The sequence below is a fragment of the Streptomyces sp. NPDC001902 genome, from assembly GCF_042891295.1.
GTDB lineage: Bacteria > Actinomycetota > Actinomycetes > Streptomycetales > Streptomycetaceae > Actinacidiphila.
Genome location: NZ_JBIATA010000015.1, coordinates 23,777 through 45,340, shown reverse-complemented (window position 1 = coordinate 45,340; position 21,564 = coordinate 23,777). Strand labels below are relative to the sequence as shown.

Genomic DNA, 21,564 nt, shown 5'->3' with positions numbered 1-21,564 from the left:
TCAATCGGCGCCCGGGGCACCGGCGGGCCCGGCGGGGCCCACAGTGACGCCGGCGACGGCCGGTGGCCGCCGGGACGCCGCCGCACCGGTCCGCGCACGCCCTCCCGCCCGGGCCGCTCGTACGACGGGCCGAGCCCCGGGCCCGCCGTCTGCGGTACGTCCCGCCCGCGCGGGGCTGCGATCGCCGCGCGGGCGGAGCCCGGACATACTGGACTACCGGCACCAAGAAGGGCATGACCGACCCGGAGGCACCACGATGCCCGTGTACGAGATGCGCGCCGAGTACGACACCGAGGACGGCGGCCCGGCCGACGGAAGCCCACTGAGGGCGTGGCACATGGTGGAGGACGGCGCCGCGACGGGGCTGTGCGGGCGGGAGCTCTCCCCCGCCGCGGCCGTGCAGGCGGAGGACGTGTGGGGGACGCCGGCGGCGCAGCCCTTCTGCCACAGTTGCGGCGCACTGTATCTGCGTCATACCGCTTGAGGCGGCGGAGCATAGCCGCTCGAACGCTTGTCCCGCATGCGGAACCCCGAAATTCCGGAGCGGGTGGAATCATGTGCGGATGCTGCTCACCGAGATCGACGCCGTCAATTGGAATGCCATTCCCACGCCGCGGCCGCGCCCTCGGACCGCCGACGCCCGGGACGGGGCCCGGGCCGAACGGCCCGACCCCGCGGCCGGGCTGAGGGCACTGGCCGCGGCCCGCGACCTCGATGGGGTCGCCTCTGCCGTGGCGGCCCTGACCAGCAGTTCCCTGCTGCGCGGACGCACCGGCGAGGTGCTACCCGGCGCCGTGGTCGCGGCCCCCTTCCTACTGGACATCGCCGAACAGGGCCATCCGCACGCACGGGAGTCGGCGGTCGTCCTCCTCGACGCCGCGATGCGGTCCGCGCCGCTCGCCGATTTCAGCCGCTTCCGCACGCCGGCCGGACATGACGCCCCGTTGTGCTGCGCGATAGCCGAACTCGTCCGCGCCCGCCGGGATTCCCTGGCGGAATGCGGGAGGTCCGGGAAATACCTCCTCAAAGCGAGCGACGCCCATTGGCGCTTCGACATCCGTGAGGCCTCGGGCGCGTCGGGCGCGTCGGGCGAGATCGTCGCCCTCGGCATCCTGCAGGGCGGGCTGCCCGCGCCGTCCTCCGGCGGCGAACTCCACCACGACGGCTCGGTGACCGCGGTCGGCGCCGTGGGCGTCGAGTGCCCTCCCGTGGACGCCACCGCCGAGGCGTGCCTGCGCCTGTCCGGCCTGGCGGCGGACGCCGCGGACGGCGGCGAGCTGGCCGGCGCCGTGCTCTACCCGGCGGCGTGCGGCGGCCATGGGCGCTGAGCCCGCCGCCGGCTGGGAGCCGGGCGCCCCAGGGGTACTGCGGCTGCCGTCGGGGCGGCTGGTGCGTGGACGGGGGCTGCGGCACCCGCTGCCGGCCGGTCCCGTCCCCGTGTTCGGGCTGTACCTGCTGGGCCACGAACCCCCGGCGGTGGCCTGGGAGAGCCGCTGGGTGCGCTGGCCGGACTTCCGACTGCCCGCGGACCGTGCGGACGCCGCCCAGGCGCTGCGCGCGGCGTGGCGGCGTGCTGCGGACGAGCGGGTGGAGGTCGCCTGCCACGGCGGGATCGGCCGCACGGGGACGGCCCTGGCGTGCCTGGCGGTGCTGGACGGGGTGCCGTCCGGTGAGGCCGTCGCCTACGTCCGGGAGCACTACACCCGGCGCGCGGTGGAGACGCCCTGGCAGCGCCGCTACGTGTCGCGCTTCGCCTGAAGGTGCGGGGCGTACGCCCTGACCGCCTCCTTGAGCTGCCGCAGCGAGGGGTTGACCAGGGGCCGCCCCGCCACGGTGACGGTCGGCACGGTCTCGTTCCCGTCCGCCACGGAGCGCACGAAGGCGGCGGCGTCCGGATCGCGCCGGATGTCGACCGTGGTGTGGCGCAGCCGCGTGAACAGCAGTTGCGCCCGCAGCTTCATGCAGAACGGGCAGCCCGGCCGCCGGTGGACGACGATCCCGCCCCGGTCCGTGTGCGCGTCGCTCATGCTCCCCCGATCGGCAGGCGTGGCAGCCGCGTCCCGTGCAGCCACGGGTGGAAGACCAGCGCCTCCAGCGGCCGGTCGGTGTGCTCCTGGGCCAGGGCGGTGAACTGCCCGGTGGTCACGGTGCCATGGCGGTGGGCGGCGGTCCAGGCCCGCAGCAGCCGGAAGAACGCCGGGTCGCCCATGACCGTGCGCAGCGCGTGCAGGGTGAGGGCGCCGCGCTTGTACACCCGGTCGTCGAACATGTTCCGGGCACCGGGGTCGGCCAGCCGCAGGTCCTGGGGCTGGGCGGCGAGCCTGGCGTGGGCGCGGGCCGCGTTGCGGGCGGCGGGCGCCTCGCCGCAGGACTCGGCCCACAGCCATTCGGCGTACGCGGCGAAGCCCTCGTTGAGCCAGATGTGCCGCCAGTCGGCGAGGGCGAGGCTGTTGCCGAACCACTGGTGGGCGAGCTCGTGGGCGACGAGGCGTTCGGAGCCGCGGCGGCCGTCCAGGTGGTTGCTGCCGAAGACGGACAGCCCGTGCGCCTCGACCGGGACCTCCAGCTCCTCGTCGGTCACGACGACCGCGTACTCGCCGAAGGGGTAGGGCCCGAAGAGCTCGCTGAACACCTCCATCATCCGCGGCTGGCGCCCGAAGTCGTGGTCGAAGTCGGCGGTCAGGCGCGGCGGGACGGCGGCCGGCTGGGGTACGGCACCGCCGAGGTGGTCGATGAGCTCGTACTGGCCGATCTGCACGGTCGCCAGGTACGGCGGCATCGGCCGCGGCTGGTCGTACACCCAGGTCGTCGTGGAGGCGCCGACCCGGTACGACTCCAGGCTGCCGTTGGCGACGACCGTGTACGGCGAGGGCGCGGTCACCGTGATCCGGTAACCCGCCCGGTCGCCGAGGTGGTCGTTGCAGGGGAACCAGGAGGGCGCGCCGATCGGCTGGCTGGCGACGAGCGCGCCGTCCTCCAGCTGCTCCCAGCCCAGCTCCCCCCAGTCGCGGGACCGGACGGGCCTCGGGTTGCCGACGTAGCGGACCTCGACCGCGAACGGGCCCTCGGGCAGCGCCTTCGCGGGCTTGATGCGGAGCTTCCCCGCGCGGTGCGTGTAGCGGGCGGGGCGCCCGTCGACGAGGACCCGGTCCAGACGGAAGGCTCCGAGGTCGAGGCTGAACGCGGAAAGGGCCCGGTCCGCCAGCGCGGAGATCCGGGCCCGGCCCGAGAGGCGGTTGGCCGCCGGGCGGTACTCCAGTTCCAGGTCGTAGTGGGTGACCCGGTAGCCGCCGTTGCCGTGCTCGGGGAAGTAGGTGTCCGCTGACACCTCCGCCCCGGGCGTGGCGGGGACGGCGGCCCCGCCACGCACGCGCTTGCCGTTGCTCACCCTGTGCGGGCCCCCTCTGTGTGCCAGGCGGAGATCGGGTTGCCGAGCCAGCGGGTGCCCTCGGGCACGCTCTCGCCCCGCATGACGAGCGAGGCGGGACCGATCGCGCTCCGGGCCCCGACCGTGGCCCCGGGCAGCACGATGCCGTGCGGGCCGAGGCTCGCGCCCTCCCCGAGTACGACCTCGTCCATCCGCAGGATCCGATCGTGGAACAAGTGTGTCTGTACCACGCAGCCGCGGCCGACGGTCGCGCCGTCCCCGACCCGGACCAGGTCCGCCTCCGGCAGCCAGTACGTCTCGCACCATACGCCGCGTCCGATCCGCGCCCCCAGGCACCTCAGCCACAGGTTCATCAGCGGGGTGCCGCCGACCGCGCCGACGAGCCACGGCACGGCCAGCACCTCGACGAAGGTGTCGGCCAGTTCGTTGCGCCACACGAACGAGCTCCACAGCGGCCGTTCGCCCGTCCGCACCCGTCCGACCAGCAGCCACTTCATCACCACGGCCAGCGCGCAGGCGACCGCACCGGCGCCCGCGAGCAGCGCACCGCCGGCGGCGAGCGCCACGGGCGCCCCGTACCGGTCGGCCACCGCCGCATACCCGGCGAGCACCAGCACCACCAGCGCGACCGCGCACATCACGGGGACGACCCGGCACAGCTCGACGGCCGCGCGGGCCAGCACGAGCCGCCGGGGCGGCGCGAAGGTGCGGCTGCGGTCGCCCGTCTCGGGGACGCGCGGCAGCCGCATCGGCGGCATGCCCAGGTAGGAACTGCCCGCCTTGGCCCCCTTGGGCGTCGCCGAGAGCACGCCGACCAGGCCGTTCTTCGGCACCGAGCGGCCGGGGGCGGTCATGCCGGAGTTCCCGAGGAAGGCCTTCTTGCCGATCCGGGCCTCCGCGATGCGCATCAGGCCGCCGCCGAGCTCGTAACTGCCCACCATGGTGTCGTCGGCGAGGAAGGCCCCGTCGCCGACGGTGGTCATCGTCGGCAGCGCCAGCACGGTGGACGCCTCGACGTGGCGGCCGACCTTCATGCCGAGCGCCCGCAGCCACACCGGCGTCAGCAGGCTGGCGTAGAGCGGGAACAGGTGCGCGCGGGCCCGGTCCATGAGCCGGGCCGTCGTCCACGCCTGCCAGGCGACACGGCCGTGCACGGGGTGGTGGCCCTCGCGCAGCCCGACGCCCAGCAGCCGCACCCCGGCCAGCACCAGCAGCGCGTACGTCAGCAGCCAGGCGAGCGTGGCCAGGGGCACGGCCGCGAGCGCGGCGGGCAGCGGCGCGGCGCCGGCGCCGCGCAGGAACCGGGCCAGCACCAGCAGGGCGGGCAGCGCCGACGCCGCGGGCAGCAGGTCCAGGGCGAAGGCGGTCGCCTCGTACGCCGCCGACCAGCGCAGCCGTCGCGGCGGGCGGGAGTCGGAGCTGCGGTGCGGGGCCTTGCCGGTGCGGACGGCGGGCACACCGCCCCAGCGCTGTCCGGCCCGGACGGCGCCCACGACCGCGGAACCAGGGGCGATCTCGGCGCGCTTGCCGATCCGGGCGCCGGGCAGCAGGGTGCTGCGGGAGCCGACCGTGGCGCCCGCGCCGACGCGGATCTTGCCGATGTGCAGCAGGTCGCGGTCGAGCCAGTGCCCGGACAGGTCGACCTCGGGCTCCACGGCGCTGCCCTTGCCGAGCTTGAGCATGCCGGTGACCGGCGGCGGGGAGTGCAGGTCGGCGCCGTCGCCGACCTTGGCGCCCAGCGCGCGGGCGTAGTGGCTCAGCCAGGCACCGGTGAGGTTGCCGGCGCCGCTGACCTGCGCGAGGCGTTCGGCGGCCCACAGACGCAGGTGCACCGCCCCGCCGCGCGGGTAGGTGCCCGGGCGCACCCCGCGCAGCAGCAGCCGGGCGCCGCCCGCGGAGACGGCGACCCGTCCGGCGGGGCTGATGAACAGCGCCCACCCGGCCAGCACCCACCACCAGGAGACGGCCGGGACCCACGGGAACGGGCCGAGGAGGCGCAGCGCGCTGCCGATCGCGGCCGCCACGACGCCCCAGCGCAGTCCGGCCAGGACGAACAGCGGGAGCATCAGCGCCAGCTGGACCGCGGCGGCGCGCCGGGGCACCGGCCGTACGGGGCGCGCGGCGGCCCGGCGGGCGTCGGCCTCGTCCAGGCGCGCGGCGAGCGCCCCGAGCGTGGGGTGCTGGTAGACGTCGCCGACCGCGGCCGCGGGGTAGCGGGTGCGCAGCTGCGAGACGAGGCGGGCGGCGGTCAGGCTGCCGCCGCCGAGCGCGAAGAAGTCGGCGTCCGGCCCGGTCACCGGCGCGCCGAGGAGCTCGCCCCACAGGCCGGCGAGCAGGCCCTCGGTGCCGCCCAGTTCCGCGGCGGGCGCGTCGAGCCCGGGCAGCGGCCAGGGCAGCGCGTCCCGGTCGACCTTGCCCGAGGTCCGGGTGGGCAGGGTCTCCACGACGGCGAGCAGCGGGACGAGGGCGGCCGGCAGCGCCTCGCGGAGCCGGGCGAGCGCGTCGGCCTGGTCGAAATCACCGGTCACCGCGACGTAGCCGACCAGGATCTGGTTGCCGCCCTTGGTGGTGCGGACGGCGGCGGCCGCGCCGGCGACGGCGGGCAGTGCCCGCAGCGCGGCGTCGATCTCGCCCAGTTCGATGCGGCGCCCGCCGAGCTTGACCTGCTCGTCGGCGCGGCCGACGAAGACCAGGCCCTCCGCGTCCGCGCGGACCAGGTCGCCGCTGCGGTAGGCGCGGTCCCAGCCGAGGGCGGGCAGCGGCGCGTACTTCTCGGTGTCCTTGGCGGGGTCCAGGTAGCGGGCGAGGCCGATCCCGCCGATGACCAGCTCGCCGGTCGCGCCCATGGGCAGCGGTTCGCCGTGGGCGTCCACGACGGCCAGCTCCCAGCCGTCCAGGGGCAGTCCGATGCGGACCGGGCCCTCGCCGGTGAGCTGGGCGGCGCAGGCGACGACGGTGGCCTCGGTGGGGCCGTAGGTGTTCCACACCTCACGCCCCTCGACGGCCATCCGTTCGGCCAGTTCCGGCGGGCAGGCCTCGCCCCCGAAGATCAGCAGGCGGACGTCGTCCAGCGCCTCGACGGGCCACAGCGCGGCCAGGGTGGGCACGGTGGAGACGACCGTGATCCCCTGCTCGACGAGCCAGGGGCCGAGGTCCAGCCCGGTGCGGACGAGGGAGCGCGGCGCGGGCACCAGGCAGGCGCCGTGCCGCCACGCCAGCCACATCTCCTCGCAGGAGGCGTCGAAGGCCACCGAGAGCCCGGCCAGCACCCGGTCGCCGGGTCCCAGCGGCTCCTCGGCGAGGAAGAGCCGGGCCTCGGCGTCCACGAACGCGGCGGCCGAACGGTGGGTGACGGCAACGCCCTTGGGCTTGCCGGTGGAACCGGAGGTGAAGATGATCCACGCGTCGTCGTCCGGCCCGGGACGGCGGCCGACGGTGCCGCGGGGCTCGGCGCACGGGGTGACCGTGAGGTGCTCGCCGATGACGGCGCAGACCTCCGCCTCGGAGAAGACCAGCCGGGCGCGTTCCTCGGGGTCCTCGGCGTCGACCGGCACATAGGCGGCGCCCGCGGAGAGCACGGCGAGGACCGCCACGTACAGGTCGGCGGTGCCCGAGGGCACCCGTACGCCCACCCGGTCGCCGGCGCCGATGCCGGCCTCCGCCAGGCGGCGGCGCAGGCGCTCGGTCGCGGCGGCCAGGGCCCGGTAGCTCAGCGTCGTGGTGCCGTCGTCGACGGCGGGTGCGGTGGGGTGCGCCCGGGCGGTGGCGGCCAGGACCCCGAGCAGGGTGCGCCCGGGGGCTGCCTCGCCGGCCCGGAAGACCGCCCGTGCGGGGCACAGGACGCCGGAGGTGCCGGCGACACCGGCGGGCGCGGGGTCCTCGAGGAGCGGGATGGGCGATTCGACGAGGGTCATACGGTGCTCCCCGGCTCGGCCGAGCCGGGGGTCGGTGGCGCCGCCGCGGACGCGCCGGGCACCTTGTTCCGGTCGCTCACGGCCAGAGACAGACGCATGTGAAACCCTCCAAGAACTCAGGACCACTGCGGCGCCGGTGCCCCTCGACCGGCCGGCCGGGGACCACGGTGTCCCGGCGCGCGGGACCGTCCCCGCGACTGGCGCACGCCCGGCGTCCCCGTACCGCGGCCGTCCGGACCGGACGGCCTGTGGCCTGGGTCCTTCACCCGGCGTCACAAATGGCGAACAGGGAGTTTACCGGCGCTTAATCCCCACAGCCCGCCGAAAGGGGCGCACGTGGCCGCTCTCACAGTCGTGCCGGGCCCGGCGGGGCGTCGCCGCCACCTCCTTCCCACGGCCGATCCGACGGTCCCCATGCCGTTCACCGGCCCTCGCCCGGCGGTCGGGCCGGGGCACGTACGCCGCCCGTGGCGTCCCCGGCCGGCGCTGTCCGGCAGGCGGGAAGCGGGACCACCATGTGTGACGCACGCCACAGACCCGACGGACCCCAGCTTGGCACGGGCCGCCGCTCCCTGCTGCGGGGGCGGGACCTCCGCTCCCTACTGGACCACGGCAGGGACGAGAACACCGGCTTCACGGCGCATCCGGGTGACGTCACGCAGAACGGCCGGGCCGGCGTCCGGGCGGCCGGTGCGTTGATCGCCCGTCCGTCACATCGCGTTGACGGACGGGCGCTTCCGGGCAGCTCCGGCGTGCCCGCGATCGCTCCCCGCGCGATCCCGGGCAGAGTCGGTCCCGCCTGGCGGTCCCGCGGTGCGCGCTCCTACCCTCGGCAGCTCGGAAACCAGGGGGTGAGAACCGATGCCTGCCGCGGATGTGCGGGTCGTGCCGGTGCAGCGGATGCGGCCCGGCGACCACGCGTTCGTCAGTTACGACGGCGACGACGACACATGCTGGGACGTCCTGGCCGCGTTCGCACGGCTCGGGCTGGCGGCCGGCGAGCGGGTCATGGTCTTCGCCGCCCCCGGCGTGCCGGACCGGGAGGTGCTCGCCCACCTGGGTCCGGCCGACGACGCCGGGCGGCCCGGGGACGCCGACGCACGGGTGGAGTCGGCGCACCGGCGCGGGCAGCTCGTGCTGAGCAGCATGCGCGAGCTGATCCGTCCGGACCTCGCGTTCACGGCGGTACGGCAGCAGGGCCGGCTCGCCGAGGAGACGGACCGCGCGGTCCGCGACGGGTACGCGGGCCTGCGCGCGTACATCGACATGCACTGGGTGCGCGACATGGGCGCGCCCATCGACGCGATGGTGCACCGCGAGACCCACGCCGACCACCTCTTCACCGGACGGCCGTACGCGGAGATCTGCGCCTACGACCGCCGGTGGTTCACCGGGGACGTGCTCGACGCGATGGCGCAGGCCCACCCGCGCAACCTGCTGACCCGGCTCGGCGCGCTGTACGCGACGCGCACCGAGGGCCTGCTGCGGCTGCTCGGCGAGGCCGACCTGAGCACGCGGGATCGGTTCCACGGCGTGGTCGAGGACGCGCTGCGGCGGACCGTGGAGGGCGGGCGGCTCGTCCTGGCCCTGCGCGACCTGCACTTCCTCGGCGTCGGTTGCGCGACGGAACTCCTGACGCTGGTGGCCGCCGCCGGGGAGCGGGGGGTACGGGTGGAGGTCCGCTGCTCGGCCTTCCACCTGACGCTGCTGCGCACGCTGGGCGCGACGTCCCTGCCGGGGCTGACACTGATCGAGGTGAGCGGCTGATGCTGGAGGAGCTGCACGAACCCTCCGCCGGCGATCCGGCCGCCGGGGGCTGCTGGCTGGAACGCGACTTCACGGAGGGCGAACTGCCCCGACTGCGGGTACTGGCCGAGGAGTTCGCGATGTGGGCGGGACTTCCTGCGGCACGCCGCGGCGAGTTCGTCCTCGCGGTGAACGAGGTGGCCTCCAACGCGATCACCCATGGCGGCGGCCGCGGCCGCCTGATGCTGCGCCGGACCGACGGCGAGGTGCAGTGCCGGATCACCGACGCCGGCCCCGGCTTCAGCGCCGCCGTCATCCCCGAGCTGCTGCCCGGCCTCGACTCCCGCTGCGGGCGCGGCCTGTGGCTCGCCCGCCTGGTCACCGACCACCTCACGATCGCCACGGGCCCGGTCGGCGCGGTCGTCACCCTCGCGATCCGCCTCCACTGAGCGGGCGGCGCCCGAGCGGGGGCCAGGCGGCTCGGGGCGCCGCGCGGCGCCCGAGCACGCCTCCGGCGGCCCGCGGCGCAGAGCCGTTGCCCACGTACGACTCGTGGCGGCGCCGTCGACTGCGTACCCAAGGGGCCTTCAGGGGGCCCGGTCCCGGCGCGGGATGCCCACGCACCCCGGCCACCACGGTCACGTCGCCGCGCCCACCGTGCCGCCCGCACCCGCATCCGCGCTCACGGCAGGGCCGGGAGCGTGCCCTCACTGGGGAGGTGGATCCAGCCCTCGACGGCGGCCGCGTGGATCTCCTCCGTGCCGGCGGGACCGCGGGTGAGTCCGCGCTGGACGGCCCGTGCGGCGAGGGCGGCGACCAGCGCGTCGAAGGCGTGCTCGCTGCCGTCGTACGCGGCGCGTTCGGCCGGGCCGCACCGCAGCCAGGGGGCCGCCGCGCGGAGTTCGGCCGTCGAGCGCTCGGGGCCCAGGCCCCATCGTCTGCGGGACGCCGCCGGGTACACCTCGGCGATCCGACCGGAGCCGTCACGGGCCACCGGGCGGTCGCGAGCGGCGAGTTCGTCGGCGAGGTGGGCCCAGCGGGCGGCGGTGGCGCCCAGCCGGTCGAAGGCGACGGACAGCGGCCACCGGCCGCCGAGTTCCTCGTGCGTCAGGACGTCGGTGCGGCGGTGGCGCAGGGTCGCCCGGTACGCGGAGGCGTCGGTGCCCCGCCCGGGCCACGGCGTGCCCGCCGCGTGCGCGGCGACGGCCTCGACGAACGGGATCGGCCAGCCGAAGGGGCAGTCCACCCCGGCGTGTTCCCCCGGCTCCAGTCCGCACAGCAGGTCGGCCAGCACGTCGTCGGCGCACCCCAGCAGCGGCGGGGAGACGACGGCCGTGCCGTCACCGGGCCAGGTGACGACCGCGACCGCGGTCGTCCGGGGGCTCGCGGCCAGGTCGATCCCGAGGGTGCGCACGGTCCCATCATCCCCGCCGCGCGGCGGGCGCGGCTGAACGTTCCGGTACCGGGGTGCGTATCCCCTGCCGTACCGCACTGCAGCCAATGGTGAGGACCGGCCGATGAACGCTCAGAGCAACGTCCCCTTCCAGGGCCTTCAAGCGCTCCCCGACGGCGAGGCGGAACTGCCGCTCGTCGTGCACCTGCGGTGGGAGGACCTCGCGGCGCTGGGCCGTGAGGCGAGCCGGCTGGCGGTGCGGCTGCAGCGACCGGTGAGCCTCGACGAGGCGGCCGGGCACCATCTGCGGACCCGTTTCGGGGTGAGCCACGCGCCCGACAAGGACGAGCACCCGAAGACCGAGGCGAGCCGTGCGGTCACCGCGGCGGTGCCCTCCTCCGCCGCCCCGATGGCGATCGCGCCGGGTGCCGCGCAGCAGTCCGGGGGCGCCCACGCGGCTCCCACCCACGCGGCCCCCGCGCACGCCTCGGCCCACACCTCCGCGCACGCCTCGGCCGCCCACACGTCCGCGCACACCTCCGCCCCGGCGTCCGGCACCGGGCTCATGCCGGGCCAGCAGCCCGAGCACCCGGGCAGGATGGCGCCGCTCGGTGGCCGCAACGTCGTGGAGCAGCCCACGACCGCCGCCGGGTAGCTCCCCGCTCCCCCGGCAACCGCTAGCCCGGCAACCGCTCGCCTGGCAACCGCTCACATCGCCGCGAGCGCGCGCCCGACGTCCCGCAGATGGGCGCGGAGCGCGGCCGGGGTGTCCTCGTCGAGGACGACGGGGAGCCCGGCCAGCGCCACGAGGTCGTGCGTGATCAGGTCCGGCGAGTCCGCGCCGAAGGTCACGCGGCAGCGGCCCTCGTCCAGCGGCGTCACCCGCCCGGGCAGCGGCGCCGGGAGGCGGGCCAGCACCTCGGCGGCCGGCGCGCCGACCGTGGCCGCGGCCGTGAAGCGGTACGGGGCGGCGGTCAGCGTCGCGGCGAGGTACGCGGCGGGGTCGGTACCCGGGCCGCCGGCAGGTCGCGCGGGGTGAAGCGGCGGTGGACGGGGGCGGGGCCGGTGAGCCGGTCCAGCCGGAACACCCGCCAGCCCGCGCGGTCGGTGTCGTAGGCGATGACGTACCAGCGCCCGTACGCGGTGGCGAGGCTGTGCGGCTCGGCACGGCGCCGCTCCGGGGCGGCGGCGGCGCGGCCGCGGTAGTCGAAGGTCACCACCTCGTGGTCGCGGCACGCGGCGGCGAGGACGGCCAGTGCGTCCGGATCCGCCTTCGGGAGCGGCTGCCCGACCGGGACGCGGACGGTGGCCGCGCCGACGGCGGCGACCCGGGCCCGCAGCCGCGCGGGCAGCACCTGCTCCAGCTTGGCCAGGGCACGCACCGACGTCTCCTCGATGCCCGCCACACCACCGCCCGCGGCGGCCGTGCGCAGTGCGACGGCGATCGCCACCGCCTCGTCGTCGTCCAGCAGCAGGGGCGGCAGGTCGCGGCCGGAGGCCAGCCGGTAGCCACCGGCCGTGCCCGTGGTGCCGTGCACGGGGTAGCCCAGTTCGCGCAGCCGGTCGACGTCCCGGCGCACGGTGCGGCCGGTCACGCCGAGACGGCCGGCGAGCTCGGCGCCGGACCATGTGCGGCGGCTCTGCAGCAGCGAGAGCAGCCGCAGCATCCGGGCGGGCATCGTCGGGCGGTCCGTCGTCATGCGCCGAGATTTCCACAGCCTGGGGACAGAATGTGTCCTCAAGCGCTCCTAGCGTCGTCCCCATGTGGACGAACACGCACGAGGACACCCTGATCACCCCGGACGACGCGGGGTACGACGCCGAGCGCTCCGGTTTCCAGACCGCCTATCTCCACCGCCCCGACCTGATCGTCGCCGCCCGGACCGCCGAGGACGTCCGCGCGGCGGTGGTCCACGCGGCGGCCCGCGCGCTGCCGGTCGCCGTCCAGGCCACCGGGCACGGCCTGTCCGTGGCCGCCGACCGGGGTGTGCTGATCAGCACCCGCGGCATGCGCGCGGTCCGGGTGGATCCGGTTGCGGGCACCGCGTACGTCGGGGCGGGTGCCCGCTGGTCGGACGTCGTCGCGGCGGCCGCGCCCTTCGGGCTGGCGCCGCCGAGCGGTTCCTCGCCGGACGTGGGCGCGGTCGGCTACACCCTCGGCGGCGGACTGGGCCTGACGGCGCGCCAGTACGGCTGGGCCTGCGACCACGTACGGGCCTTCGACGTCGTCACGGCGGACGGCCGGGCCCGGCACGTCACCACCCGGAGCGAGCCGGAACTCTCGTGGGCGCTGCGCGGCGCCGGCCACGGCCTCGCCGTGGTCACGGGGATGGAGATCGGGCTGCTGCCCGTGCCGGCGCTGTACGGCGGGCAGTTGGTCTTCCCGGCCGGGGCGACGGAGGAGGTGCTGGGGGCGTACCTGCGCTGGACCCGGGAGGTGCCCGAGGAACTGACGTCCTCGGTGGCCCTGGTCCCGGCCGGGCCCGGGGGACGGCACCTCGCCTCGGTGCGGATCGCCTTCAACGGCCCGGCGGCGGAGGGCGAACGCCTGGTGGCGCCGCTGCGCGCGACCGGGCCGCGTACGACCGACGACCTGCGGCCCGTGCCGTACACCGAGTCGGGCGCCATCCACCGCGACCCACCGCGGCCGCACGCCTACGCCGCCGACAACGCCGTGCTGCGCGACGTCGACGCGGCCGCCCTGCGCCGGGTCCTGGCGGCGGCCGCCGGCACCGTCGTCGACCTGCGCCACCTCGGGGGCGCCCTGTCCCGGCCGCCCGCCGTACCGGGCGCGACCGGCCACCGCGACGGGCGGTTCCTGCTGCGGGTGATCTCGGCGGCAGCGCCGGAGATGGAGCCGGTCCGGGCGGTGCAGCGCCGCGTCCTGGCCGAGGTGGCCGACCGGACGGCCGGGCGCTGCCTGACCTTCGTCTACGGGGACGGGGCGGGGGCCACCCCCGCCCAGTTCGGTTCCGGCCACCCGGCGCCGGACGCCGAACGCCTCGCCCGCCTGAAGGCGGCCCTCGACCCCGGCGACCTCTTCCGCTTCAACCGGGGGGTGCGGCCGGGAGGCTAGCCCGCCAGTCCGTATCCGAACGCCGTGTAGGTGCGCGCCGGGAGCCCCACCTTGGCCGGGCCGAAGCTGGTCGAGGCCGTCGTCGAGTAGAGCGTGGACGCGGCACCCGGCAGGAACCAGGCGGCGCCCTCGGGGTCGTTCTCCCCGTCGGCGACGACGGTGAGGTCGGCACGGCCGTCGCGGTTCACGTCGGAGGCCAGGAGCCGGTGGCCGAAGGCGTCGTTCATCTCCGTCGCGCCGGGCACACCGGGGCTGTCCTGCGTGAGGAACACCGACCGGGCCGTGGTGACGCCGGAGGCCGAACCCCGGAGCAGGGTGACCGCCCCGGCCCACGTACGGACGTCGACGGCGTCGCCGAAGGACTCGCCCGGCGCGCCGACCGCGAGGTCCCCGTAACCGTCCTTGTCGTAGTCGCCGATCGCGAGGGCCTGGCCGAAGCGGTCCCCGGTCTCGGAGGAGTCCGGGACCCCCGCGGAGTTCTGCGTGAGCGCGACGCGCCGGGTGGTGCTCGGACCGGACGACGTGCCGTAGACGACGTCGATCCTGCCGCCGGTGGAGGCCGAGGGCTCGGCGGCCCGGTCCTCGGGGTTGCCGAGCGCGATGTCGCCGTAGCCGTCCTTGTTCAGGTCGCCGATCGCCGCCGTCCCGGCGGGCCGCAGGGTCGCCGCCTTGGTGATGCCGGAGGCGGTGCCCCGGTAGTAGACGGCGGAGCCGAGCTGGTCGCGATTGGCCTTGCTGCCGGTGGCCACGAGGTCGGCCCTGTTGTCGCCGTCGACCCGGCCCGCGGTGAGGGCGGGCCGGTCGATGCCCGGGGCGTACTCGGACGCCTTGCCGGTGCTCCCCGACTTGGCGAACGGGCCGCGGATCAGCCGGATCCGCCAGGAGGCTTCGCCCGTGCGGCCCTGCGTCGAGACCGCCAGGTCCGGCTTGCCGTCACCGGTGAAGTCGGCGGCCGCGAGGCCCATGCCGAAGTAGCTTCCGGCGTACGACAGCGGGTTCTTCACCGTCGTGCCGCCGGACAGGCCGCTCTTGGAGCCCCAGACGATGACCACCGTGCCCGCGTCCGGGTAACTGCCGACCTTCTCGCGTGGGGCGCCGACCACGAGGTCGCTGTAGCCGTCGCGGTTGAGGTCGGCGGCGGCGACCTGGTCGCCGAACTCGTCGTCCGCCTCCGCCGCGCCGGGGACGCCCGCGGTGTTCTGGCTGAGCACCTGGTGCTTGGCGGGGTTCAGCCCGCTCGCTGTCCCGTAGACCACGGCGACCTGACCGGCCCAGAGCTTCCCGCTCACCTTGGCGGCGGGGGCGGCGATGGCGACGTCCCGGTAGCCGTCGCCGTTGAAGTCGCCCGCGAGGCCGGAGGGGGCGGCGGAGGCGGGGGAGGAGAGGGCGAACGGGGCGAGGCCCGCGGCGAGCAGGGTGGCCAGCGCCGCGGCGCCGCGCAGGGGGTGCTTCACTTACGTGTCTCCAAGCAGGGGGACGGGGTCGGGCGGGAGCCCGGGACCCGGGTGCCGCGGTGAGGAGACCCACGAGGGGCCGCCGGGGTTGTACTAGGCCGTGTCGTCAAATGAGCGCCGGCCGCCCGGAGGGCGGGCTCGGCGGCTCCCCCAGCTCCGCTGGGAGGTGCCCCCAGGTGCGGTGCATCGCAAGGCGGAGAGTCGTCCTCGTAGTGGGTTACTCGGACGATTCGACAACGCAGCGTGGGGGCACCCCCAGCCGAAGGCTGGGGGAGTGCCGTACCAGGCGTCGCCGAGCAGGCGGGCATTTGACGACACGGCCTAGGCCCGCCGTACGGCCCGGAGCTCCGCGACCCAGCGGCCGAGGACGTCGCGGACGCGGTCGGCGTGGTCGGCGGGATAGCCCCGCGGGCCGCACTCGACGACCAGGATGAGGCCGAGGTAGACGCGGTAGAGGGCCAGCCGGTGCAGCGTCGAGGGCCCGAAGTCCAGGGTGCCGCCCGCCTCGTGGTAGCCGGCGACGAGGTCGCTGCCGGGGCCGGTGTCGCCGCCGAAGGCCAGGGAGACCAGTTCGGCCACCGGGTCGCCCCAGAAGGCCCGCTCGTGGTCGATGAGCCCGGTGACGACGGAGCCGTCGTCGGCGACGAAGACGTTGCCGGGCCACAGGTCGAAGTGGACCAGCCGCGGCTCGGTCACCTCCGCCAGGACGTCCGCGCCCTCCGCGACGAGCGCGCGGACCTCGTCGGGGGCGACGCCGAGCGGGGTGCTCCAGCGCACGGCCTCCTCCAGCATCGCCTCCACCATGGCGCCGAAGGCCGTCGGCCAGTCCGCCGCCGACAGCCCGGCCTCGGGGGCCGGGTAGCCGTACCGGCCGTCCTCCGGGGCGAGCGTGTGCAGCCGCGCCACGATCCGGCCCAGTTCACGGCGCAGCGCGGCCTGCCGGTCCGCGGGGAGGCGGTCCGCCGCCTTGTCCCAGGGGGTGCCGGGCAGGACCGACAGCGCCATGAAGTCCGGTGCCGCGTGCAGCAGTTCCGGCAGCGGCACATCGCCGAGGGCGGCCATCCGGCGGTGCGCCATGACCTCGCTGGCCATGATGCCGCGCTCGTAGCGCAGCACCAGGGCGTCCGGCGGTGGGGCGATCTTCACCACCGCCGGACGCCCGTCGTCGAGCCGCACCCGGTAGGCCGCGTTGAACCAGCCGTCCGTGAGCTCGGCCTCCACGCTGCAGCCGAGGCCCGCCGACTCCCGCAGCAGGGCGGCCAGTTGTCCCGCGGTGAGGGCGCGCTTGGTCAGGCTCTTCATGTCCCCGCATGCTATGAGAGCGCTCCCACGCTGTCACTTGTCGTGCGCGGGGCCGGTCCGTCACGGCACCCGTTCCGGCGTCGGCGCGTCCACGGCGCGCCCGGATTTTCGGGGGCGCGCGGGTACACCCGTCACGCCCGGTACCGCAACCCCTACGCGCCTGGTCTGTTCCCGGGCCACTTTCATATGGCAATCTCATCTTCACGTCGTACGCTCAGGCCCCACGTCCCCCACGCTCACCTCCTCAGCCCCAGGTTCCTCAGGATCGACGAAGAGAAGACCGCCGTGGCGTCCCTGCCCCTCACCCTGGCGGCTCGTCTGCTGCCCACCGCCATACTCGCCATCGTCGGCTGGACGATGGCCTCCTCGTCCCACGAGGACCCCGGCCGCACGTCGGCGAACGGATCCCGGACCGGCTCCACCGCGCCGTCCGGTTCGGACTCCGGCGCGGGTTCGGACTCCGGTTCCGGATCGGGCTCCGGTTCGGACGGCTCCAAAGACGCGCCCGCCACGTACTCCAAGCCGCCCGCGCCGTGCACCGCGATCAAGACCGCGACCATCAAGAAGCTGGTCCCCGAGGCCAAGACGACGGGCAAGCAACTGTCCCTCACGGACCCCTCGCACCGCACGGGCTGCTCGTGGAACGCCCTCAAGGGCTTCGACTACCGCTGGCTCGACGTGACCTTCGAGGTGTCCACGACAGGTGGCGGCCAGGACGGCGAGGCGGCGGCGAAGGCCTCCTACAAGCGCCTGAAGAAGGCGACCACGGCGTCCGGGATCGGTGACGAGGCCTCCGTGTCCGTGGAGTTGACGACCGAGGACAAGCAGCAGACGCGCGAGGCGGTCGTGGTGTTCCGCAAGGGGAACGCGGTCGTGACCGTCACCTACAACGGCAGCGACTTCGAGAACAAGAAGGCGCCGGACGAGTCCGAAGTCCGCGACGGCGCCCTGGCGGTGGCCAAGGACGCGCTCGCCGGGCTCGGCCCGGGCACCAACGTCGAGGGCGACCAGAGCGCCTGAGCCGGGCCGGTTCAGTCCTCCGTGGCGGGGACCACGTCGCGTGGCGGGCGGCCGTCGAGGAAGTCCACGACGTTGCGGACGGCGGCGAGCGCGATCCGCGCCACCGTGTCCCCGGTGGCGCCCCCCGCGTGCGGGGACAGGACGACGTTGGGCGCGTGGAGCAGCCGCATCCCGGCCTGCGGCGGTTCGGGGTCAAAGACGTCGAGCCCGGCACCGGCCAGGCGCCCGGCCTCCAGCGCGTCGGCGAGCGCGTCCTGGTCGACGACCGCGCCCCGCGCGGTGTTGACCAGGAAGGCGGTGGGCTTGAGCAGCGCCAGCCGTCGCGCGTCGAGCAGATGCCGGGTCGCGTCGGTCAGCGGGACGTGGACGGACACGTAGTCGGCGGTCGCCAGCAGCTCCTCCAGCGGGAGGCGGCGGGCCCCGAGCAGCTGCTCGGTCGCGGCCGGTACGGGCCGGCGCGAGGTGTAGCGGACGGTCATCCCGAAGGCGGTGGCCCGCCGGGCCACGGCCTGCCCGATCGCCCCGAGGCCGATCACGCCGAGGACCCTGCCGTCCAGCTCGGTCAGTGACCGCTGCAGGCGGGGCAGCGGCCATTCGCCGCGGGACAGCGCCTCGTGCGCGGGGACGATCCGCTTGGCGAGCGCGAGCATGAGCGCGAAGGCCTGCTCGGCGACGCTCTGCGTCTCGGCCCCGCTGGAGCCGATGGTGCACACGGGCACCCCGCGGGCGCGGGCGGCGGCGACGTCCACGTGCTCGTGGCCGTGGCCGGTGCACTGGACCAGTTCCAGGGCGGACGCGCGGGCGAGGTGCCCCGCCGCCACGGGGCCCAGCGCGGTCATGATCACGTGGGCCGCGGCCAGGGCGGCCGGGTCCTCGTCGGCGGACTCGACGACGGTCACGACGGCCCGGCCCTCGAAGAGCCGGGCCAGGGTGGCACCGACGCGGCGGCCCCCGACGTGCGGCGCCACGACCGCGAGGACGTTCTTCGGCTCCATGCGTCGTCACTCCTTCGTTCGCGGATATGTCCGCGGGCCCCTCCGCGGAGGTCAGGGCGCCGCGGCCGTCAGGTACCGCTGGACGGTGGGCGCCAGCCAGGCCACCACCTCCTCGCGCGGCATCGCCACGGCCGGCGGGAAGCGGAGCACGTACCGGCTGACGGCCATGCCGAGGATCTGCGAGGCCACGAGCACGGCGCGTTCCGTGGCGCGGCCGGGCTCCGGGTCCGGGCACACCGCGGCGGCGACCGGTGCGAGCTGCCGCTGCAGGATCGACCGCATCCGCTCGGCGCCGGCCGGGTTGGTGACGCCGACGCGCAGCAGCGCGGTCAGCGTCTCGTCCTCCTCCCAGCGCTCCAGGAAGTGCGCGACCAGGACGGCCCCGACGTCCTCGGTCGCGACCGCGGTCACGTCCGGCATGCGCAGGTCGAACTCGGAGGCGGCGGCGAAGAGCCCCTCCTTGTTGCCGTAGTAGCGCATGACCATCGAGGGGTCGATGGCCGCGTCCTTGGCGATGGCGCGGATGGTCGCCCGCTCGTAGCCGTCGGCGGCGAAGCGGTCGCGGGCCGCGGCGAGGATCGCCGCGCGGGTGGCGTCGGAACGGCGGGGGGCGGGGGACGTCGTGGTCATGCCCACAACTGTAGGCCAACGGCTGTTGGCATCGCCAGAGCGGCGGGGCTACGTTTGCCAACAAGCGTTGGCCTACAAGCGTTGGCATCCGAGGAGACCGCCGTGACCACCGAGAACCGCACCGACGCCACCCGCACCGCCACCGGCAGCGCCACCGGCACCGGCACCGGGGAGCACCCGGCCGGGGTCCTGGACGTGGGCGCGGGCCCCACCGGCCTGCTGCTCGCCGGGGACCTGGCCGCCGCCGGCGTTCCCGTCACCGTCCTGGAGCGCCGCGGCCCGGGGCACGGCAACCTGAGCCGGGCCTTCGGCGTCCACGCCCGCACCCTCGAGCTCCTCGACGCCCGCGGCCTCGCCGACGAGCTGGTCGCCACCGGCCACCGGCTGCGCGGCCTGCGGCTCTTCCGCCGGTTGTCGCTGGACCTGGCGGAGCTGCCCTCCCGCTTCCCGTACCTGCTGATCACCCCCCAGTACGAGGTCGAGCGGCTGCTGGAGCGCCGGGCCCGCGCCGCGGGCGTGCGCTTCGAGCACGGCGCCGAGGTCCTCGCGGTACGCCAGGGCGACGAGGGCGTCGCACTCGACGTCCGCACCGCGGACGGCGCCGTCACCACCCGGCGCGCCGCGTACGCCGTCGGCACCGACGGCCACCGCAGCGCCGTCCGGACCGCCCTGGGCCTGCCCTTCCCCGGCCGGTCCGTCATCCGGTCGATCGTGCTCGCCGACGTCCGGCTCGCCGAACCGCCCGCGGAACTGCTGACCGTGGGCGGCACGGGCGACGCCTTCGCCTTCCTCGCGCCCTTCGGCGACGGCTGGTACCGCGTGATGTGCTGGGACCGCACCGGCGAGCGGCCCGACGGCGACCCGGTCGGCCTCGACGAGGTCCGCGCCATCACGTGCCGCGCCCTGGGCACCGACCACGGCATGGGCGAGGCCCGCTGGCTCTCCCGCTTCCACAGCGACGAACGCCAGGTGCCCGGCTACCGCGTCGGTCGCGTGCTGCTCGCCGGCGACGCGGCGCACGTCCACTCCCCCGCCGGCGGCCAGGGGATGAACACCGGCCTGCAGGACGCCGCCAACCTCGGCTGGAAGCTCGCCGCCGTGGTCCGCGGCCACGCGACCGACGCCCTGCTCGACACCTACCAGGCCGAACGGCACCCGGTGGGCGCGACGGTGCTGCGCAGCAGCGGTGGCATCATCCGGCTCGCCATGGCCCACAACGCCCTCCAGCGGACCGTCCGCGACCTGGTCTCCCTGGCCGTGGGCCACCTCCCGCCGCTGCGCCGCAGGGCCCTGGGCGCGATCACCGGCATCGGCATCGCCTACCCCGCCCCGCGCGGCGCCCACCCCCTGACCGGCGGGCGCGCCCCCGACCTGCCGCTGCGGGAGGGCCGGCTGTACGAGGCCCTGCGCGCCGGCCGCTTCGTGCTCGTCGCCCCCGAGGGCGCGGCGGCCGGACCCGCCGACGCGCGCGCCGTCCACGTCACCCGTACGGACGGCGGCCGCACCACGCTGCTCGTACGCCCCGACGGCTACGTCGCCTGGGCCGCCGACGGCGCGGCCGGCGGCGACCACGACGCCGCCCTCACCGCGTGGGCCGGGGAGGCAGGGCACATGACCCGGCCGACCGCGGGCATCCGCAACTGACGGCCGCCGGGCACGGTTCGGGCGGCCGAGTTCAGCGGCGGGGAGCCGGTGTTCCTTCCGTGGTTCACCCGGCGGACCGCCCTGAGAGCGCTCGGCACCACCGCGCCTATGCTGCAAGCGTAGGCGGGCACTTGCCCCTCCCGACCTCCCGACCTCCCGACCTCCCGACCGGCGAAAGGCAGCACGACCATGAGCCCCCGTACCGCAGTCGTGACCGGCGCGAGCAGCGGCATCGGTGCCGCCACCGCCCGCAGGCTGGCCGAAGCCGGCTACCACGTCGTGCTCACCGCCCGCCGCGCAGACCGCCTGGAAGCGCTCGCCAAGGAGATCACCGCCGCGGGCCACTCGGCCGCCGCCGTGGCCCTCGACGTCACCGACCGCGGCGCCGTCGACGCGCTCGCCGCCTCGCTGGACCGGGTGGACGTCCTGTTCGCCAACGCCGGCGGTGCCCTCGGCGCGGACCCGGTAGCCACCGCCGACCCCGAGGAGTGGCGCACGATGTACGAGGTCAACGTCCTCGGCGTGCTCCACACCGTCCAGGCGTTCCTGCCCGGGCTGATCGCCTCCGGCGACGGGACCGTGGTCGTGCTCTCCTCCACCGCCGCCTTCACCCCGTACGAGGGCGGCGGCGGCTACGTCGCGGCCAAGCACGGCACCCACGCGCTCGCCGGCACGCTCCGCCTGGAGCTGCTCGGTGAGCCGGTCCGCGTGATCGAGATCGCCCCCGGCATGGTCAAGAGCGAGGGCTTCGCCCTCACCCGCTTCCACGGCGACGAGGAGAAGGCCGCCGCCGTCTACGCGGGGGTGGCCGAGCCCCTCACCTCCGAGGACATCGCCGACACGGTCACCTGGGCGGTCACCCGCCCGTCCCACGTCAACGTCGACCTGCTGGTCGTCCGCCCCCGCGCCCAGGCCGCCCAGCACCGGGTGCACCGGGAGCCGTAGCCGCCCGGCGGGGGCGTCACCGCTGCGCCCACCGTCGCCGTGGGACCGGCGGGTCCG

The 21,564-nt window shown here is 75.9% G+C and carries 18 protein-coding genes and 1 pseudogene; 10 read left to right on the top strand and 9 right to left on the bottom strand.

Annotation, left to right across the window (positions count from 1 at the left end):
* Positions 1–256 precede the first annotated feature (256 nt).
* The 3 genes from ACFYYN_RS23800 (at position 257) to ACFYYN_RS23790 (ending at position 1,758) form a co-directional block, all read left to right on the top strand.
* The gene (locus ACFYYN_RS23800; protein WP_499513299.1) at positions 257–484 is read left to right on the top strand and encodes a hypothetical protein; all 228 of its coding nucleotides are present in this window, start codon (positions 257–259) and stop codon (positions 482–484) included.
* A gap of 79 nt (positions 485–563) precedes the next feature.
* Positions 564–1,328, top strand: coding sequence for a hypothetical protein (locus tag ACFYYN_RS23795; protein ID WP_500547447.1), 765 nt, complete (start codon positions 564–566; stop codon positions 1,326–1,328).
* Positions 1,318–1,758, top strand: coding sequence for a protein-tyrosine phosphatase family protein (locus ACFYYN_RS23790; RefSeq protein WP_500547446.1), 441 nt, complete (start codon positions 1,318–1,320; stop codon positions 1,756–1,758). Before ACFYYN_RS23795 ends, ACFYYN_RS23790 begins: the two co-directional genes overlap by 11 nt.
* On the opposite strand, the gene ACFYYN_RS23785 is transcribed toward ACFYYN_RS23790, so the two are convergent.
* Genes ACFYYN_RS23785 through ACFYYN_RS23775 form a run of 3 tightly spaced genes read right to left on the bottom strand, consistent with a single transcriptional unit; the run spans position 1,737 to position 7,302 of the window.
* On the bottom strand, positions 1,737–2,027 hold the full coding sequence (locus ACFYYN_RS23785) for a glutaredoxin domain-containing protein (protein ID WP_500547445.1): 291 nt from the start codon (positions 2,025–2,027) through the stop codon (positions 1,737–1,739). The two genes, ACFYYN_RS23790 and ACFYYN_RS23785, sit on opposite strands and share 22 nt — an antisense overlap.
* The gene (locus ACFYYN_RS23780; protein ID WP_500547444.1) at positions 2,024–3,388 is read right to left on the bottom strand and encodes a M1 family metallopeptidase; all 1,365 of its coding nucleotides are present in this window, start codon (positions 3,386–3,388) and stop codon (positions 2,024–2,026) included. Before ACFYYN_RS23780 ends, ACFYYN_RS23785 begins: the two co-directional genes overlap by 4 nt.
* Positions 3,385–7,302: a Pls/PosA family non-ribosomal peptide synthetase gene (locus ACFYYN_RS23775; RefSeq protein ID WP_500547443.1), complete on the bottom strand. Its 3,918-nt coding sequence runs from the start codon at positions 7,300–7,302 to the stop codon at positions 3,385–3,387. The genes ACFYYN_RS23780 and ACFYYN_RS23775 overlap by 4 nt, the downstream gene beginning before the upstream one ends.
* 861 nt (positions 7,303–8,163) lie before the next feature.
* Here ACFYYN_RS23775 and ACFYYN_RS23770 point away from each other — a divergent pair.
* Both ACFYYN_RS23770 and ACFYYN_RS23765 read left to right on the top strand, forming a co-directional pair.
* Positions 8,164–9,069 (top strand): MEDS domain-containing protein, encoded by a 906-nt coding sequence (locus ACFYYN_RS23770; RefSeq protein ID WP_500547442.1) that lies wholly within the window; start codon positions 8,164–8,166, stop codon positions 9,067–9,069.
* A complete protein-coding gene (locus tag ACFYYN_RS23765; protein WP_500547441.1) occupies positions 9,069–9,497 on the top strand; it encodes an ATP-binding protein in 429 nt (142 codons plus the stop codon). The genes ACFYYN_RS23770 and ACFYYN_RS23765 overlap by 1 nt, the downstream gene beginning before the upstream one ends.
* 233 nt (positions 9,498–9,730) lie before the next feature.
* On the opposite strand, the gene ACFYYN_RS23760 is transcribed toward ACFYYN_RS23765, so the two are convergent.
* Positions 9,731–10,462 carry a DUF429 domain-containing protein gene (locus ACFYYN_RS23760; protein ID WP_500547440.1) on the bottom strand — a complete coding sequence of 244 codons (732 nt, stop codon included), beginning with the start codon at positions 10,460–10,462 and terminating at the stop codon, positions 9,731–9,733.
* A gap of 103 nt (positions 10,463–10,565) precedes the next feature.
* Here ACFYYN_RS23760 and ACFYYN_RS23755 point away from each other — a divergent pair, with 103 nt between their 5' ends.
* Positions 10,566–11,096 carry a hypothetical protein gene (locus tag ACFYYN_RS23755; RefSeq protein ID WP_500547439.1) on the top strand — a complete coding sequence of 177 codons (531 nt, stop codon included), beginning with the start codon at positions 10,566–10,568 and terminating at the stop codon, positions 11,094–11,096.
* A gap of 53 nt (positions 11,097–11,149) precedes the next feature.
* On the opposite strand, the pseudogene ACFYYN_RS23750 reads toward ACFYYN_RS23755, so the two are convergent.
* Positions 11,150–12,141 (bottom strand): annotated as a pseudogene (locus tag ACFYYN_RS23750) (helix-turn-helix transcriptional regulator).
* A gap of 62 nt (positions 12,142–12,203) precedes the next feature.
* Between ACFYYN_RS23750 and ACFYYN_RS23745 the strand changes: the two are divergent.
* Complete coding sequence (locus ACFYYN_RS23745; protein WP_500547438.1) at positions 12,204–13,517, top strand: FAD-binding oxidoreductase; 1,314 nt, start codon at positions 12,204–12,206, stop codon at positions 13,515–13,517.
* Here the strand turns inward: ACFYYN_RS23745 and ACFYYN_RS23740 are convergent.
* Entirely contained in the window at positions 13,514–14,971 is a 1,458-nt protein-coding gene (locus ACFYYN_RS23740) for an FG-GAP-like repeat-containing protein (protein ID WP_500547437.1), read from the bottom strand. The genes ACFYYN_RS23745 and ACFYYN_RS23740 overlap by 4 nt on opposite strands.
* Before the next feature lie 321 nt (positions 14,972–15,292).
* Complete coding sequence (locus ACFYYN_RS23735; RefSeq protein WP_500547436.1) at positions 15,293–16,273, bottom strand: phosphotransferase family protein; 981 nt, start codon at positions 16,271–16,273, stop codon at positions 15,293–15,295.
* Between the two features lie 285 nt (positions 16,274–16,558).
* On the opposite strand from ACFYYN_RS23735, the gene ACFYYN_RS23730 reads away from it, so the two are divergent.
* Entirely contained in the window at positions 16,559–17,293 is a 735-nt protein-coding gene (locus ACFYYN_RS23730) for a hypothetical protein (protein WP_500547435.1), read from the top strand.
* 11 nt (positions 17,294–17,304) lie between these two features.
* Here ACFYYN_RS23730 and ACFYYN_RS23725 read toward each other — a convergent pair whose 3' ends face one another.
* Both ACFYYN_RS23725 and ACFYYN_RS23720 read right to left on the bottom strand, forming a co-directional pair.
* On the bottom strand, positions 17,305–18,288 hold the full coding sequence (locus tag ACFYYN_RS23725) for a 2-hydroxyacid dehydrogenase (protein ID WP_500547434.1): 984 nt from the start codon (positions 18,286–18,288) through the stop codon (positions 17,305–17,307).
* 51 nt (positions 18,289–18,339) lie between these two features.
* A complete protein-coding gene (locus ACFYYN_RS23720) occupies positions 18,340–18,918 on the bottom strand; it encodes a TetR/AcrR family transcriptional regulator (RefSeq protein ID WP_500329438.1) in 579 nt (192 codons plus the stop codon).
* A 102-nt stretch (positions 18,919–19,020) separates the two neighbouring features.
* On the opposite strand from ACFYYN_RS23720, the gene ACFYYN_RS23715 reads away from it, so the two are divergent.
* Together ACFYYN_RS23715 and ACFYYN_RS23710 are read left to right on the top strand one after the other, a co-directional pair.
* Positions 19,021–20,562 carry an FAD-dependent monooxygenase gene (locus tag ACFYYN_RS23715; protein ID WP_500547433.1) on the top strand — a complete coding sequence of 514 codons (1,542 nt, stop codon included), beginning with the start codon at positions 19,021–19,023 and terminating at the stop codon, positions 20,560–20,562.
* 189 nt (positions 20,563–20,751) lie between these two features.
* Positions 20,752–21,507 (top strand): SDR family NAD(P)-dependent oxidoreductase, encoded by a 756-nt coding sequence (locus tag ACFYYN_RS23710; protein WP_500329436.1) that lies wholly within the window; start codon positions 20,752–20,754, stop codon positions 21,505–21,507.
* Positions 21,508–21,564 lie beyond the last annotated feature (57 nt).